We start from the raw sequence: 15811 nt of genomic DNA, 5'->3' as shown, positions 1-15811 counted from the left end.
TTAAGGGTGTTCTATGATGTAAAGGGCTATGCAAGGGCTAGAGAGGAAGTTGATAAGCATTTATACCGGTATTGCTTACCGTATCTTTTAATACTCCTCCCATAGCTTTGCACGCTTTTTGATATTCGGTTTTTTTAGCGTAACACCAAATACCCTTAAAAATTCCAAGAGAATGGTGTACTTTAGGATGGTCTAAAAAGAAGACGATGCCTTGTTTATTACTGGACGCATAAGGCGGAACCCAACCACTTACTCTGTCTTCCATGCCCCCTAGTCCGTTAATTTCTATTACTCCTGTATAGTTGTTGGCAAAGGTATTTGTAGAACCCAATCTCGGAGTACTTGTTGATGTATAGGGTCCGAAATCAACACTCAAATTATCTAAATCTTCCGTATATTCCCCGTTAGCTAAATAATAGGCCTCTTCGGCGTCTTTGATAGATTTGGCGAGCACAAACGCCTGTGATAAACGGCTTTTGGCTACGGCCACTTGATATTGCGGCAACGCCACCACCGCCAAAATACCGATGATGAGAACGACCACTAATAATTCAATGAGCGTAAATGCTTGTTTGTTTTTCATACAACCTCCTTTTACTATTAAATAAAATGTAGCAAAAAAAAAAACGATGTCAAGCTTTATTTTTTACCGACGGAAAAAACAGGGATGTCGTGCGCTACATTACCAGAGAGAATAGAGGATAAGATGATTTTTCAAAACCGAGGTCAGTTTGACGGACAAGTTGGGCGTATAGGCGTACTGCTAGGTACGTCAAGCCCAAGGTACGTCAAAATGGCCCGGTTTTGAGAAATTGTTTCGCAGAAAAAGCAACGAACCTCAAAACAATTTGTTTTGAGGTTCGTGCGTAAAACAACACTTTACAAGAGTCGTTTATTTTCTCTTTTTAGCCAAGACGTCTTTGGCGGCGGCTTGAGCAGCAGCCAAACGCGCTATCGGCACGCGGAACGCCGAGCAGGACACGTAGGTAAACCCTTCGCGGTGGCAGAATTCCACGCTGGCCGGGTCCCCGCCGTGTTCACCGCAGATACCAACTTTGAGGTGCGGTTTTTGTTCGCGGCCTTCGCAAACGGCGTGTTCAATGAGCATCCCTACGCCGCGTTGGTCCAGCGTTTGGAACGGATCGTTTTCCAAGATACCTTGTTTAAGGTATTCGGGCAAGAACGAGCCGATATCGTCGCGCGAGAAACCAAACGTCATTTGCGTTAAGTCGTTCGTACCAAACGAGAAGAAATCCGCTTCGGCGGCTACTTCATAGGCCAAGACGGCCGCACGCGGAATTTCAATCATCGTACCGACGGAGTAGTTGAGTTTTTTCACTTTCGTTTTGGCAACTACTTCTTCATAGGCGGCGCGGATGAGTTTTTTCTGGGTGATGATTTCGTTGACGTCGCAGGTCAAAGGGATCATCACTTCCGGTTGGGCTTTTACGCCTTCTTTAATCAGTTCAGCCGCGGCTTCAAAAATCGCGCGCGATTGCATCGTGGTAATTTCCGGATACGTTACACCCAAGCGGATACCGCGGTGTCCCATCATCGGGTTCACTTCGTGCAGTCCGGCGGCACGTTCTTTAAATACCGCCATGGAAATACCAAGCGCTTTAGCAAGCTCTTGTTGTTTTTCGGGCAAGGTCGGCACGAATTCGTGCAGCGGCGGATCCATCAAACGAACGGTTACACCAAAGCCGGACATAGCTTTCATCGTGGCTTTGATTTCTTTTTTCATGTACGGGAAAAGTTCGTTGACGGCGGCTTTGCGTTCGGCTTCATTGCCGGAAAGGATCATCTTGCGCAAGATGAAGAGCGGCTTGTCGGAATTTTTACCGTAGAACATGTGTTCAATGCGGAAAAGTCCGATACCTTCCGCGCCGAATTTGCGCGCTTTGATAGCGTCATCTTCCGTATCGGCATTGGCGCGGACTTTGAGCGTGCGGACCTTGTCGCACAACGCTAAAAAGTTGGCCAAGTTTTTGTTGCCTTCGCCGGCGCCTAACATTTTAAGCGCGCCCGCATAGACATACCCTTTCGTACCGTTCAAGGTGATTTCATCGCCTTCTTTATAGGTTTTGCCACCCATGGAAACGGTTTTCTTGTTCAAATCAATTTCCAGTTCGCCGCAACCGACGATGCAGCATTTACCCCAACCGCGGGCAACGAGTGCCGCGTGAGAGGTCATACCGCCGCGTTGGGTTAAAATACCCGCCGCCGCGCGCATACCTTCAATATCTTCGGGGTTGGTTTCTTCGCGCACTAAAATGGCGTTGATACCTTTTTCTTGCATTTCAATAGCGTCTGTGGAATTGAAAACGATTTTACCGCACGCGCCGCCCGGGCCGGCAGGTAAACCTTGCGCCACCGGTTTGGCACCGGCTTCGGCTTTCGGGTCAATGGCGGGCAGTAACAGTTCGCCCAGTTGCGCGGGCGTTACGCGCAAAACGGCTTCTTCTTTGGTGATAAGGCGTTCTTTTACCATATCTAACGCCATTTGCACCGCGGCCGTACCGTTGCGTTTGCCGACGCGGCATTGGAGCATCCACAAGCGTTGGTTTTCAATCGTAAATTCAATATCCAACATATCGTGGAAGTGTTTTTCCAATTTCTTTTGAATTTGGTCTAATTCCTTGTACACTTTGGGCATTACTTTTTCCAAGGTGGGCAAGTTTTTGGAGTGGGCGTTTGTGGACCATTTGTTCATCGGCGAGGGAGTGCGGATACCGGCTACCACGTCTTCGCCTTGGGCGTTGATTAAATATTCGCCGTAGAAGTGGCTGTCGCCGTTGCCGGGGTTGCGGGTGAAGGCCACACCGGTCGCGCTGTCGTTACCCATGTTACCAAATACCATGGTTTGTACGTTGACGGCAGTACCCCAATCGTGCGGGATGTTTTCAATGTTGCGGTAGGCAATGGCGCGTTTACCGTTCCAAGAAGCAAATACCGCGCCGATCGCGCCCCAAAGTTGTTCCATCGGATCATCCGGGAATTCTTTTTTGAGCACTTTTTTAACGGTCTTTTTAAATTCTACGCAGAGTTTTTTGAGTTCTTCCGCCGGAATTTGCGTATCGTCTTTCACGCCGAGCTTGGCTTTTACGTCGCCCATCATACCGTCTAAGATTTTGCGGATACCTTCGCCGTCTTTGGGTTCAATACCGGCGGCCTTTTCCATAACAACGTCGGAGTACATCATAATAAGGCGGCGGTAAGCGTCATACACAAAGCGGGCATCGCCGGTTTTGGCAATCATACCCGGGATGGTTTTTTCGGTTAAACCGATGTTCAAAATGGTTTCCATCATACCCGGCATGGAAGCACGCGCGCCGGAGCGAACGGATACGAGCAAGGGGTTCTTTTCAGAGCCGAATTCTTTTTTCGCTTTGCGTTCTACTTCTTTTAAGTTGGCAAGCACGTCAGCTTGTAAAGATTTCGGATAGGTGCGTTTGTTGTTCCAATAGTAGGTACAGACTTCGGTGGTAATCGTGAAGCCGGGGGGGACGGGCAATTTTAATTGGCCGGACATTTCCGCCAAGTTAGCGCCTTTACCGCCCAAAAGTTCTTTCATTTTTCCGTTGCCTTCGGCTTTACCGGCACCGAAGGAGTAGATGTATTTTACTGCTTTTTTAGCGGTCGTTTTTTTGGCCGCTTTTTTTACGGTTTTCTTTACCATATTCGGTTTTGTTCTCCTAGATAAAATAAAACTGCCGCGGACTTCGTCCGCTTATTACTTATATATTGTAGTATATTTGGGGAATAAATGGAAATAAAGTGCGGTTACTCCAGTTTATACACAACATAGCTGTTGCTTCCCGATCCGGACCCGACATCATACATTTTTTTATTGGTTAAATTTTTACATAGTTTTTTTGCATGACTACTTGTTGTTTTTGCATAGCAGGATATTCCTCCCCCAACCGGAGATTGAGCACATTGATTGCAATGTTCGTAAAAATAATAAATCTGAATATCCGGTAATTTTACATCGCTAATCCAAAGATACCCGCGGCTTGCTAACGAAAAAGACCACCCCGCGTTAGAAGTCAACGTGTAGGCATTTGTTTGGGTTGCGTTAAAATTTACAGCCAAATTATCCCATACATCCGTATATTCCCCGTTAGATAAATAATAATTTTCTTGGGCGGCTACTATGCTCTTTGCCATAGAAACCAATTTCATTAAGCGGGTTTTGTCTACCGCTAATTTATATTGCGGCAGAGCCACACTGGCCAATATGCCGATGATGAGAACAACGACTAATAATTCTATTAACGTAAAACCAGCTAAACGGCCCAACTTTTTCTTTTGCATAATTTTTCTCCTTTATTGATATTTGATACCAATAAAGAAAATGTAGCAAAAAAAAAAACGATGTCAAGCAGAAATTTTTACCGGCGAAAAGACAAAAAAAGCAAGCGCATGGCTTGCTTATTAAAACAAAAATTTCACAACGTATTTATCAATTTTTTTCTTTCAAATAGTCGCCGTGGAAACCTTTTTTGTGAGCTACAAAACGCCCGATAGAATTGATTTTATTTTCCACACAACCGCGGCATTTCTCGGCGCAGTCGCCCAAGCAAATTTTGCCGGGGTATAATTCGTACATCGGGCGGAACTCCGTATCCGTTGTGTTGGGCATTACCACGTTCGCGCCCGATTTTAAAGCCAATAAACGGCCTTGCGGGTGCAACGTTTCCATAGCGGTAGTGGCGGGGATATTGATGTCCGGCAGTAACAAACGCATTACCGCCATCATTTTTAAGGCCAGTTCAAAATGTCCGTCTGATTTTTCGTTAGCCAGCGGTGTTTGCGGGTGGGGGATAAACGGCCCAATGCCCGCCATATCCACGGGAAGTTTTTGAAAAAATAATAAATCATCTGCCAAACTTTCCACCGTTTGCCCGGGCAAGCCCACCAGCGAGCCGGAGCCAACCTCGTACCCCAGTTCTTTTAAATCGTATAGACACCGCACGCGGTTTTCCCAACTCATTTGCGGATCTAATTTTTCGTATAAATTTTTATCGGTCGTTTCAATGCGCAAAAGGTAGCGGTCGGCTCCGGCGGCGCGGTAAGCGGCATATTCTTCGCGTGATTTCTCGCCGATACTTAGGGTAAGCGCGACATCTAACTTTTTTATTTCACGGATGATTTCGCACAGCTTGTCCGTGTCAAACCACACGTCCTCGCCCGATTGCAACACGATTGTTTTATAGCCGTATGACACGGCTTGTTGGGCGGTTTTTATAATTTGCTGCGGCGTTAAGCGGTAGCGTTTAACGTGCGTATTGCCCGCGCGGATACCGCAATATAAACAATTATTTTTGCAATAGTTGGAAAACTCTATCAGCGCGCGCAGATAAACGCCGTCGCCCACAAATTGTCGGCGCACTTTATCGGCCGCAACAAAAAGTTTTTCGGCATTTTCAAGCGAAAGCAAGCGGACAATTTCCGCTTTGGATAAGGTATGCGTTTGCGTGGCGCGTTGTAAAATCTCGTCTGACATATATAAAAGTATATCAAAAATCTGGGACCTTGTACCTAAAGCAAGATAGGTCCCGCTTTTATAAAAAACTAGGTCTAAAAACTAATTTAAAATAGACCCAATGACCCTCGTAAAAATAACGTAAACCCCTAAACTACAAGTATGATTTACATTTAACACAAAGAGGTGTTAGTCATGGCAAAGCGGAAACAAAAATTAAGTAAAGATGTGCGGCAAAAATGTTTATTTCGCACCTTTGCGGATATCAATTATAATTTTGCGGATTGGTATCAAGCTACCCAATTGGAAATTGATGTCATGGAGCGCGAACTAACCGCCCGCCTTTTACCCGGTAACTTATAACTGACCTCCTACAACCCGGCGTCCGCACATCACCCGCGGACGCCCCCTTTTTATAGGTCTTTTGGATAGGTGTAAATTAGGTCTTTTGACCCTTGTTCACGCGTTTTGCATTTTATTATTATATTAAGGTATGATGAAGAAATTTTTTATTTTATCGGTTATCTTTCTTGGCGCAGAGCTAATGTCTGCTTGGGCAAAGATCCCGCCGCTGCGGATGCCGCGCAAGGTGGTTACTTTACACTCCGGCCTTCATCCGCAAATCACGCAGGCCACCGGACGTTTGACTCAAGTAACCGTGCCCGGCTTCGGCGGATTTTTCAACTCGGTAGACCGTCCCTTGTTACTCAAAGGGGGATCCTTCGGCCTCAATATCCACCCGATTATTGCTATGCACGAGGCTATTTTTCCGAATCATAAAAAACAAATTTTTCCCGAAGGCCTGGCGGACTTAAAACGGTTGGAAAACAACGTGCCCGATTTAATCGCCAGCCCCAGAAACGAAAACGGCTGGACGGTATTCTCCCCAAATACAAAAAAACTGTTTTTTGAATCAGCCGTGCCCGCTTATTTATTTACAACTACCGAAGAAGAAATTGTACTGCCTTCAGCCGTGCAACTGAGTGAAATGCTTACTTACTACCGGCAAATTGTAGGCGGCGTAGGAACAAAGGGCGTATTTCCCAACGATTATTTTTCCCAACAAATGAGTGCGGTAACAAACCTCGGTTTATTGGGAACAAAAAACGATGCAAGTGATATTTTACGGGTCGCCCAAACAGATTTCGGTTCGTTTGACAGCTTTAAAGATTTATTTTTAACCCGCGCCTTGCTTAACTTAGGTGCTTACGACGAATTGCGACAGTTGGCTCAAGTACGTCTGTCAGAAACAGATAAGAACACCAAAGAACCGCTTGTGTTACCTTTGGTATGGGACGGCGTACAAAAAATAGCCCTGCAAGCGGGGAAACGGCTTGATATCCCGCAAAACCGTATTGCCACACACCAAAGCGATTTTCCGCCTTTCTTACAAAGGGAAATTATCGCCCACCACCCTTTTAACTATGTGTTGGGTAACCCGTCCCTGGAAGTAACCAAAGATTGGCTTACCCTTCGTGAAGGATTAGATGAAATGTTCAACCAAGCCGCCGCACAAGCAAATATTACTGCGTTGCTTCGCCAAGAACTTTCCTTGCCGCACCCGGAAGATAACCCGCTTCGTCTGCTGAAAAAACCGGAACGCACGTTCGGCTTGGCAAGTCCGTTGGCCAAGCCCGCATTTACCGTTCCGGTACGCGAAATGCCCGCCGTTACTTCTGCCCGCGCAGAAGAACCGCGCCCGACGGCAGCCAACGAACGGCCCGCGCCGGAGGTCCCTGTAACCACTCCGACGGCGGATGATGACGATTTGATTTTGGAATTACCCGCTAAACCAAAAACCACCCCAGCGGCCCCGGTGGCCAAAACGGGAAAAACAACTTCTGTCCGCCGCGAAACGGTGCCCACCGTGCAAACCCCGGCCAAACCCCGCGGCAATCCCGGTTGGAAGACCAAAAACACACCGCAAAGTGTCCGCGAGCGGTTGGAAAATTACATTCGCGAAAATAACGACCAACTGCCCCCGAACAATCACACCTTGCGGGTAACAGTGTATAAGATTCTCAAAGAAGCTGATCCTACGGACCCCGATGTACAAGCGATCAGCGAAATATGGAAAGCCCGTATTAAACCGCGCGGCTGGCAAAACCAAACACCCCGACACCATTACGATGAAACCCGCGCCGAGTTGGAAGCATATATAGACGCACACGGGGGGCTTCCGCCTACGGAAAGTTCGCTACGCAAACGCGCTAAATACGTACGCGAAACGGGCGATCCGAACGACCCGGATGTACAAGCTATCACGGAACTGCTCGCCGGAAAACGGCAAAAAAAATTGCGAACGCCGTCCGTAGTCCGCGCCGAATTAGAAACCTATATGCAAGAGCACAACGGTCAATTGCCCGTGAGCAATACGCCTGTGCGCCGCCGTGCCGAAGACGTCAAAGCCAACGGCGACCCCAACGACCCGGACGTGCAAGCCATTATCACGTTACTGACCGACAATGCCATCCGGGACAGACGCACCCCGGAAAAAGTACGCCTAGAATTGGAAACCTATTTAAAAGAACACGACGGCCAATATCCGCCCAATCATACCTCATTGGACCAAGCTATACGCCGTCTATTTAGACAAAACCCCACGGATGAAAACGAACACGTTGCCGCCGTACGTGCGTTGTGGAATAAGCATTTATTGGATGTGCGCGAAGCGTCGCGCCAACGTTTAAAAACAGACAACCCGGCCCAACGCACAGCGGGCGCGCCCAAACCCAACATGGACCCTGCCCAACGTGCCAAACAAGTGCGGGAAGATTTAGAGCAGTACACAAGCGAACACGACGGACAACTCCCGCCCGACGGCCACCCGTTACGCTCGGCCGCGTACCGCATCAAAGAGCGTTTTGACCCGCAAGATGAAAATGTCCAAGCCGTTATTGATTTGTTGCAAAGCAATAAGCAACGAAGAGGCGCATTGCCCAATTCGGCCGAGGTATTGACTGACTTGCAAACTTATTTTTCCACTCATACCGATTTGCCTTCCGGGAGCACTCCGCTAAGTAAAAATGTGTATGCCCTGTTTAACAAGGGAAACAAAACCGACCCAAACGTACAAGCGATTACCGAGTTATGGAACAGCCACAAACAAGACCGTTTTACTCCGGTTTCTCCCGTCCGGGCGGAATTTGAAAAATACCTTGCCGAACATGACGGAAATATTCCGCCATATAAACATCCGGTGCGTGTGCGGGCCGAATACCGCGTTCAAAACGGCGACCCTAATGACCCCGATATTATTTTCATGCGGGATATATTAGAAACGCAAAAACAAAAAAGAGTCAAACGCTCCCCGCAACAAGTGCGTGAAGAATTGGAAATCTATTTAAAAGAACATAACGACCAACTCCCGCCACACAAGGGAACATTGGATGAAGCGATTAAACGCATCATCAAACATTATCCGGAAGACCCCGACGTTCAAATTATTATTCAGTTACGAAAAGCGCGCCAAAAACGGCCCAACACGCCTACACCCAAAGACCGTTCCCCCAAGCAACTGCGCGCCGATTTAGAAGAGCATTATAAGCGGTACGACAGTTTAAATAATGACCGGGCACTTTATCAAGCCGTAAACAAACTGCTTAAAAACGGTGATCCCAACGACCCGGACGTCCAAGCCATACAAAAACTGTGGGACACTCACCGCCAAAACATCAAACGTACGCCCCAACAAGTATTTGAAGAAGTACAAGCATATTATAACGAAAACGGCCATCTCCCCAGCGACGGCCGTGCTTTACATTCTGCCGCCAATGAAAAAATAAACCACGGCGACCCCAATGACCCGTATGTACAAGCCCTAAAAAATTTTTGGCAGGAAAAAGGGTTAAGAAATTCTGCTACGTCTATTGCCAAAACACGTAGCGAATTGGAACAATATATTAAGGAACACGATGATAAATTGCCGCCGCACAACAGTTCGTTACGGATCCGCTATTACCGCGCTCTTAAAAACGGCGACCCTAATGATCCCAACGTAGCCGCTATCCGACAAATGGTAGACGAGCGAAAACAACAGAGAACATCTCGCTCGCCGGAAAATGTTTTTGAAGAATTAACCCAATATTTTACCGGACACAACGACCAACTACCGCCACACTCAAGTGCCCTGTATCAAGCTGCCGCGTTTGTTAGTAAAACTTTCTTAGACAACCCGCTTGCCCAACAAATAAAAGAAATGATTTCATCGCGCCAACAACGGCCTAACCGCATTTCGCCCCATGACCGTTCGCCCCAACAAATGCGCACCGATTTAGAGGAATATTTTGCCCATAACGATATTTTACATCCCCGCAGTTTGCTCGCCCGGGCGGCCCGCCAAATGCTTGGCAAATCCGATCCAAACGATCCCGATGTGCAAGCCGTTCGTGCGTTGCTTGATTCTCACCGCCAAAATGTCAAACGTACGCCCCAATCCGTATTTGAAGAAACACGGGCCTATTTTGAAGAGAACGGTCACTTGCCTAACGACGGACGCGCCTTGCATGCCGCCGCACTCTTGTATATGAAAAAAGGCGACCCCAATGACCCGTACGTTATCGCTTTGCGGGAATATTGGCAAGAAAAGAAAACAAAGGCCGTTACCGATTTTTGGACCGAACGGGAAATAACGGGGGCAACTCCCACCGTTCCCCGGCCTATGGCAATTCCGATGGCAGAACAGACGGCTACTCTTTCCACAATTGAGCAACTGCGCCAAGATTTAAACCGTTTTATCACGCAAAACGGACGTGTACCCAGTGCCACCAGCGCAGATCCGACCGAGCGGAATTTACGCGCCGCCGCGGAACAACTGATTAAAGAGGCCTTAGAAGTAGCTAATATATTTGTTCAAACGAAGTGAAGTGATAAATTTCTATAATATAAACAGAGGAAAAAATGTCTAAACATTGGTTGCAAAAATTTCAACTTACTTTATTGCTTTTATTCACCGCTTGCGTAGCAAGTTTCGCGGGAAAACCGCCCATTACAATCAAGGGTATATCCCACTTGTACAAAATGGTTTCATTTGAAGCCCAAGTGGCCTATCTGCGCCAGTTAAACCCAACTGTATCGGTCAAGGTAATTACCGATGCTGTCCGGCAATTCCGCGCGGGGGTTTATCCGTCAGCGGGTACGATTTCACCGTCTGTAACATTATCCGCTCCGGCCTTGCCTTCCGTAGCAGATTTGCCCGGCCTTGCCACAACCGTCGGAGATGTAGGCAAAATTTTACAGGCCCCTTCCCTTACGCCCACCCAGTTCGGCCCGTTAGAATCTTCTACCCAACTGCTCAACCGATATCTGCCGGATTGGAAAACACGCCTTTCGTCCATTTATACCCCCGAACAAGTTGGTTTTATTCGCACCGCCTTGTCCATCAGCGATTACAGTTTAATGACCCGCTCGGCACAAGGAGGGTTCGCTTTACGGGGAAACGATTGGGACTTTGCCGACCGCTTTACCAACACGTTGCAAAGTATCGCACCTGACTATTTTTCCCAAGAACAATGTAAAGAACTGGTCAGTAAAAATTTAGCGCCCGGTTTCTCATTAAAGTCGCTGTTCCGGTTGCGCTCGTTGCAAAATTTCGTTACGCTGTATGACCGTTTGCCCAGCAATTTCGGGGGAACGCCCGAAAACGAATACCGGCTGGCAACTTCTATTTCTTATACTACCCAGCGGGAAAATCTGTCCGCCGATGATTTTTCGTTAGAAGGCCGCATCAAAAAATTATATCAAACATACGCCCAACCCACCGGGGACCGTTCCGCCGCGGCCCTTCTTCAAGCGGTCCAAGCATTTACAACAGCCAACGGCACGTTACCACGCTACCAAATCAAAGGTAAAACCGCCGAACAATACACCCCCGAAGAACGCGCGGAAACAACCCTGCGCCGGACTATTTACCACACTTTGCGAAACGCCGGTGCAAGTGATTTTAAAAGAGACCCGGCCCTGGAACAATTACAACAATTTATGTCTCAAAAAACTACGCCGCAGCAACTGTTGGAACAATTACAAGCTTTCGTGGCTGAAAACAACCGCATGCCTTTGTCGTATGTTACCGGAGTGCATCCTTTCGCTTACACGGCAGAGGAACGCTTTGAAGTTCATCTGCGCCAAACGCTCAACAATATGTTACAACGAAAAGCCCATTTAATAGATACCGACCCGGCTTTGCAACGGCTTAAAGAATTTAAAGACGAACAGCAAAAAAAAGATATCGCGCCCATACAGGTCCTGTTGGAACAAACCCAAGCCGTCATTACCCGCAACGGTACTTTCCCGCGTGCGGCTATACCGGGCAAAAAACCGGACCAATATACAGACGAAGAACGCGCAGAAATACAACTGTACCGCAAATTGCAAGAGGTAATGAATCCTTATTATCCGGTAGACAATAACGAGGCCCTCACCCAGTTGCGTTATCTCAAGCTACGCTACAATGCGGCTACCGTCAAATTTTATCAAGTCGCCGAGCAAGCATACAATGAGTTGGCCACCTATCTGGCCGAACACAAAGCGTATCCGCCCATCCAATCAACCTTGTATCGCCGGGTAACTAATCATTTGTATCATGGCGCGGATGAGTTTTGGGGAAAACCGGATCCGTCCTCTCCTGTTTACCGGCTTAACCAACTAAACGAACGTGCCTTAGCCGCCAAGCGGGGGGAAATTGCGTTTAATTTTATCGCCCCGGAAGTGGAACGCCGCGCCGCACAGGCCCGGGCCGACCATTACGGCCTCGTCCCGTGGACGGACACCCACCACTTACTGACCCAACCGTCAGATTTCGTGGACGATCCTTTATATTTTGAAGAATGGTACCTCGCAAACGAACAGGCAATTATGCTCAATGTGGACACCACTGCGGCCTTTGACGCGTTGCGTAAGGCCGTCCGCAACGGCACACCCGACGACGAAACGTACCGCATTTTAGACAAATTATATTCTATGAAGTTAGGGCCGCAACCTTCGGGCTCGTTTATCAGTGTGGCTTACCGCGGGGAAAACCCGGCCTTGCCGCTTGCTAAACATTTCCACCGGGTTATTAAAATTGAAGGCATTGCTAAACCTAACGCCCAAAGGGCCTTTGAAATAGAAAAACAACTTCCGCATATACGTTTGGTTCACAACAGCCGTTACGTAACCCGAATACTTTTAGAAAACGGAGTAACCGCCCGAGAAATAGACCAAATTGTACGCGCCCTTACCCCGGAAGGATACACCATCCGTATGAGTCCGCACGAGTTTTCACTGCAAAACGATTTCCCTTCGCAAAAAACCATGGTCGGGTATTTACACTTGCATATTGAAAAAATACAACCCACCGGGGAAAATGACCCTGACATCAGTTACATCGTGGATATTACCGCCGACGAATTGGTCAAAAACAAACCGCCCCACCAAGTATTTAAAATTTACCGCGACCTGTTCCGGCAGTATATGGACGATTACATGACCAGCTACACGCTGCCGCAACGGGGCGTACATTATACCCCATAATTTGTTATAATAAGTTTGTACTTTTGTACGAAAAAAATTAAACATAGGAGAAGGGCTCCGCTGCGGCTCGGTCGTTTTTAGGATAAATGCGGCTTGGTCGTTAGGTTGCAGCCCTAAGTGTAAAGTAAAATGGTACTTTCAGTAAAAGACAGAAAAGACATCATCAGCAAATTCCAAACCAGCCCGACCGATACCGGCTCTGCCGCCGTACAAATCGCGCTGATTACGGAACGCATCCAATATATCTCTAACCACCTCAAAACCAACCCGAAAGACTTTGCGGGCGAAAGAGGTTTAAATAAACTCGTCGGCCAACGCAAACGCTTATTGGCCTACTTGAAACGCTCTGACTTTGAAAAATATCAGGCCGTCACTAAAGAACTTAAACTCAGAAAATAGGATCTGTAAATGGAAAATTTTAACCACAAATTTGATATCCAAACAGTGGAAGTCAATGTCGGTGGGCAAACAATTAAACTGCAAACGGGTTTAATCGCCAAACAATCTGACGGAGCTGTTATGGCTACGTTAGGTGAAACCATGGTGCTCTCCACCGCTGTTTCCACCAAAGAACAAAAACCGGGCATTTCCGACTTTATGCCCTTGACGGTCAATTATAAAGAAAGAACGTACGCCGCGGGCAAAATCCCCGGCGGTTTTTTCAAACGCGAAGGCAAAGCCAGCAAAAAAGAAACCTTGTCTTCCCGCATCATTGACCGCACGTTGCGCCCGATCTTCCCGGAAGGTTTCGCTTGCGAAACCAACGTAACCGCCATGGTCGTTTCCAGCGACGATAAACACGATGCGGATATTTTATCCGTACTCGCTTCGTCTGCGGCGTTAGTCATTTCCAACATTCCGTTTAACGAGCCGGTAGCCGCCGTACGTATCGGCCGCAAAGACGGTGAGTATATTGTCAACCCGACCAAAGACCAACACGAAGAGTGCGACATGGACCTCGTCATCGCGGGATCTAAACAAGGTCTTTTAATGGTAGAAGGTGGCGCGAAAGAAGTAGAAGAAGAAGCCATCATCAAAGCGATGGAAACCGCCAAACCGGAAATTGACAAAATGTGCGACGCGCAACTTAAACTGCGCGAGTTGGCCGGCAAACCGAAATTTGAATATGTCGTAGAAAAATTGCCGCAAGAAGTAACGGATCTTGCCAACGGCAAATTCCGCGAAACCGCCAAACAAATCTTGCACGCGTTTAGCGACAAACAAACCCGCGACAAACAAGTGGCCGAACTGAAAAAATCGTTTACCGAAGAACTCACGGCTACCTACGCGGAAAACGCCGCCACCTATGCCGGAATTGCTTTAGAAAACATTATGTACGAAGAATCCCGCGCCATGGTGCTTAACGAAAACGTGCGTGTGGACGGCCGCAAACCGACCGAGATCCGCCCGTTAAGTTCTATGGTAGGTCTCTTGCCGCGTGCACACGGGTCTGCCTTGTTTACCCGCGGTCAAACGCAATCGTTGGCGGTCGCCACTTTGGGCACGCCCGACGACCAACAAATGGTAGAAGGGTTGGATGAAACGTCCTACGAACGCTTTATGCTCCATTACAACTTCCCGGGTTTTGCTACGGGTGAGTGCAAACCGGACCGCTCTCCGGGCCGCCGCGAAATCGGCCACGGAGAATTGGCCCGCCGCGCTTTATTGCCGCTGATCCCGTCGGAAGAAGAATTCCCGTACACGATCCGCGTAGTGTCTGACATTATGGAATCTAACGGATCTTCGTCTATGGCCAGCGTCTGCGGCGGCTCACTCGCCCTGTTTGACGCGGGCGTACCGATGAAATCGGCCTGCTCGGGTATTGCTATGGGTGCTATTAGCGGAAACGGCAAATTTGTCGTGCTGTCCGACATTATGGGCTTAGAAGATCACCTGGGCGACATGGACTTTAAACTGACCGGGTCCCGCAAAGGTATCACGGCGTTCCAAATGGACGTAAAACTCAAAACGGGTATCCCGCTTGACGTGTTGCGCCAAGCCATTAAACAAGCGACCGAAGGCCGCATGTTCATCATGGACCATATGGAAAAAACGATTGCCGAGCCGAACAAAAATGTTTCCCGCTATGCGCCGGTCATTTTCAAACTGCGCATCCCGGTAGACAAAATCGGCGCGCTCATCGGCCCCGGCGGTAAGAATATTAAACGCATTACCGAAACGACCGACACCAAAATTGATATTGAGGAAGACGGTACCGTAACGATTGCCGCCGCCAACGCAGATAAGTTGGACCAAGCCAAAGCCGAAATTGAAATGATGACGGCGGAAGCGGAAGTCAACAAAATCTACAAAGGCAAAGTGGTTTCTATCCAACCCTTTGGTGCGTTTGTGGAAATTCTGCCCGGCAAAGACGGACTGTTGCACATCTCCGAGATTGAAAAACACCGCATTAACAAAGTTGAAGATGTCTTGCACATCGGCGACATCATTGAAGTAAAATGCGTGGAAATTGACAATAACGGAAAAGTACGTCTTTCGCGCAAAGCGTTACTCAAATAGTTTGTAAGTTACGAACTTGAAAAACACCCCCGCTCTAACGAGTGGGGGTTTGTTTTGTCGGGTTTCACCCGACCTATAAATACTGTTACGGAAATTAACATATAGGTCGGGCGTGAGCCCGACGCAAGGCGGAATAGAACTTTCCTGCTTTCACTCATCACGTCCGAACTTATGTATAATCAGTTCATCGTCTGTAAACACGCGGCTGGGCGCCGGAGTAAAAACAAGTTCGCCGTTTTCCAACGTGGCCTTATACCAATCGGGTTTGCCGTTCACTTCCAAAAATACCATGAC

9 protein-coding genes are annotated in these 15811 nt (G+C 48.0%); 5 read left to right on the top strand and 4 right to left on the bottom strand.

Annotation, left to right across the window (positions count from 1 at the left end; genetic code table 11):
• Positions 1 to 37: 37 nt before the first annotated feature.
• The 4 genes from ACQY2W_RS00045 to hydE all read right to left on the bottom strand — a co-directional run bounded on the left by ACQY2W_RS00045 (position 38) and on the right by hydE (position 5509).
• A complete protein-coding gene (locus tag ACQY2W_RS00045; protein ID WP_428048444.1) occupies positions 38 to 583 on the bottom strand; it encodes a type IV pilin protein in 546 nt (181 codons plus the stop codon).
• A gap of 309 nt (positions 584 to 892) precedes the next feature.
• Positions 893 to 3679: a pyruvate, phosphate dikinase gene (gene ppdK, locus ACQY2W_RS00040; RefSeq protein ID WP_428048442.1), complete on the bottom strand. Its 2787-nt coding sequence runs from the start codon at positions 3677 to 3679 to the stop codon at positions 893 to 895.
• 104 nt (positions 3680 to 3783) lie between these two features.
• Positions 3784 to 4317 (bottom strand): type IV pilin protein, encoded by a 534-nt coding sequence (locus ACQY2W_RS00035; RefSeq protein WP_428048440.1) that lies wholly within the window; start codon positions 4315 to 4317, stop codon positions 3784 to 3786.
• 148 nt (positions 4318 to 4465) lie between these two features.
• A complete protein-coding gene (gene hydE / locus ACQY2W_RS00030; protein WP_428048438.1) occupies positions 4466 to 5509 on the bottom strand; it encodes a [FeFe] hydrogenase H-cluster radical SAM maturase HydE in 1044 nt (347 codons plus the stop codon).
• Positions 5510 to 5683: 174 nt separating this feature from the next.
• On the opposite strand from hydE, the gene ACQY2W_RS00025 reads away from it, so the two are divergent.
• The 5 genes from ACQY2W_RS00025 to pnp all read left to right on the top strand — a co-directional run bounded on the left by ACQY2W_RS00025 (position 5684) and on the right by pnp (position 15517).
• Positions 5684 to 5851: a hypothetical protein gene (locus ACQY2W_RS00025; protein ID WP_428048436.1), complete on the top strand. Its 168-nt coding sequence runs from the start codon at positions 5684 to 5686 to the stop codon at positions 5849 to 5851.
• A 130-nt stretch (positions 5852 to 5981) separates the two neighbouring features.
• Entirely contained in the window at positions 5982 to 10352 is a 4371-nt protein-coding gene (locus ACQY2W_RS00020; protein WP_428048434.1) for a hypothetical protein, read from the top strand.
• A gap of 155 nt (positions 10353 to 10507) precedes the next feature.
• Positions 10508 to 12997 carry a hypothetical protein gene (locus ACQY2W_RS00015; protein ID WP_428048432.1) on the top strand — a complete coding sequence of 830 codons (2490 nt, stop codon included), beginning with the start codon at positions 10508 to 10510 and terminating at the stop codon, positions 12995 to 12997.
• Positions 12998 to 13126: 129 nt separating this feature from the next.
• Positions 13127 to 13396 (top strand): 30S ribosomal protein S15, encoded by a 270-nt coding sequence (gene rpsO / locus ACQY2W_RS00010; RefSeq protein WP_428048430.1) that lies wholly within the window; start codon positions 13127 to 13129, stop codon positions 13394 to 13396.
• 9 nt (positions 13397 to 13405) lie between these two features.
• Positions 13406 to 15517 (top strand): polyribonucleotide nucleotidyltransferase, encoded by a 2112-nt coding sequence (gene pnp, locus ACQY2W_RS00005; protein WP_428048428.1) that lies wholly within the window; start codon positions 13406 to 13408, stop codon positions 15515 to 15517.
• Positions 15518 to 15811 lie beyond the last annotated feature (294 nt).

The organism is Candidatus Avelusimicrobium caledoniensis, from assembly GCF_902756455.1.
Taxonomy (GTDB): domain Bacteria; phylum Elusimicrobiota; class Elusimicrobia; order Elusimicrobiales; family Elusimicrobiaceae; genus Avelusimicrobium; species Avelusimicrobium caledoniense.
Note: the sequence above shows the minus strand (reverse complement) of the source record. Positions and strands in the feature narration are given on the sequence as shown.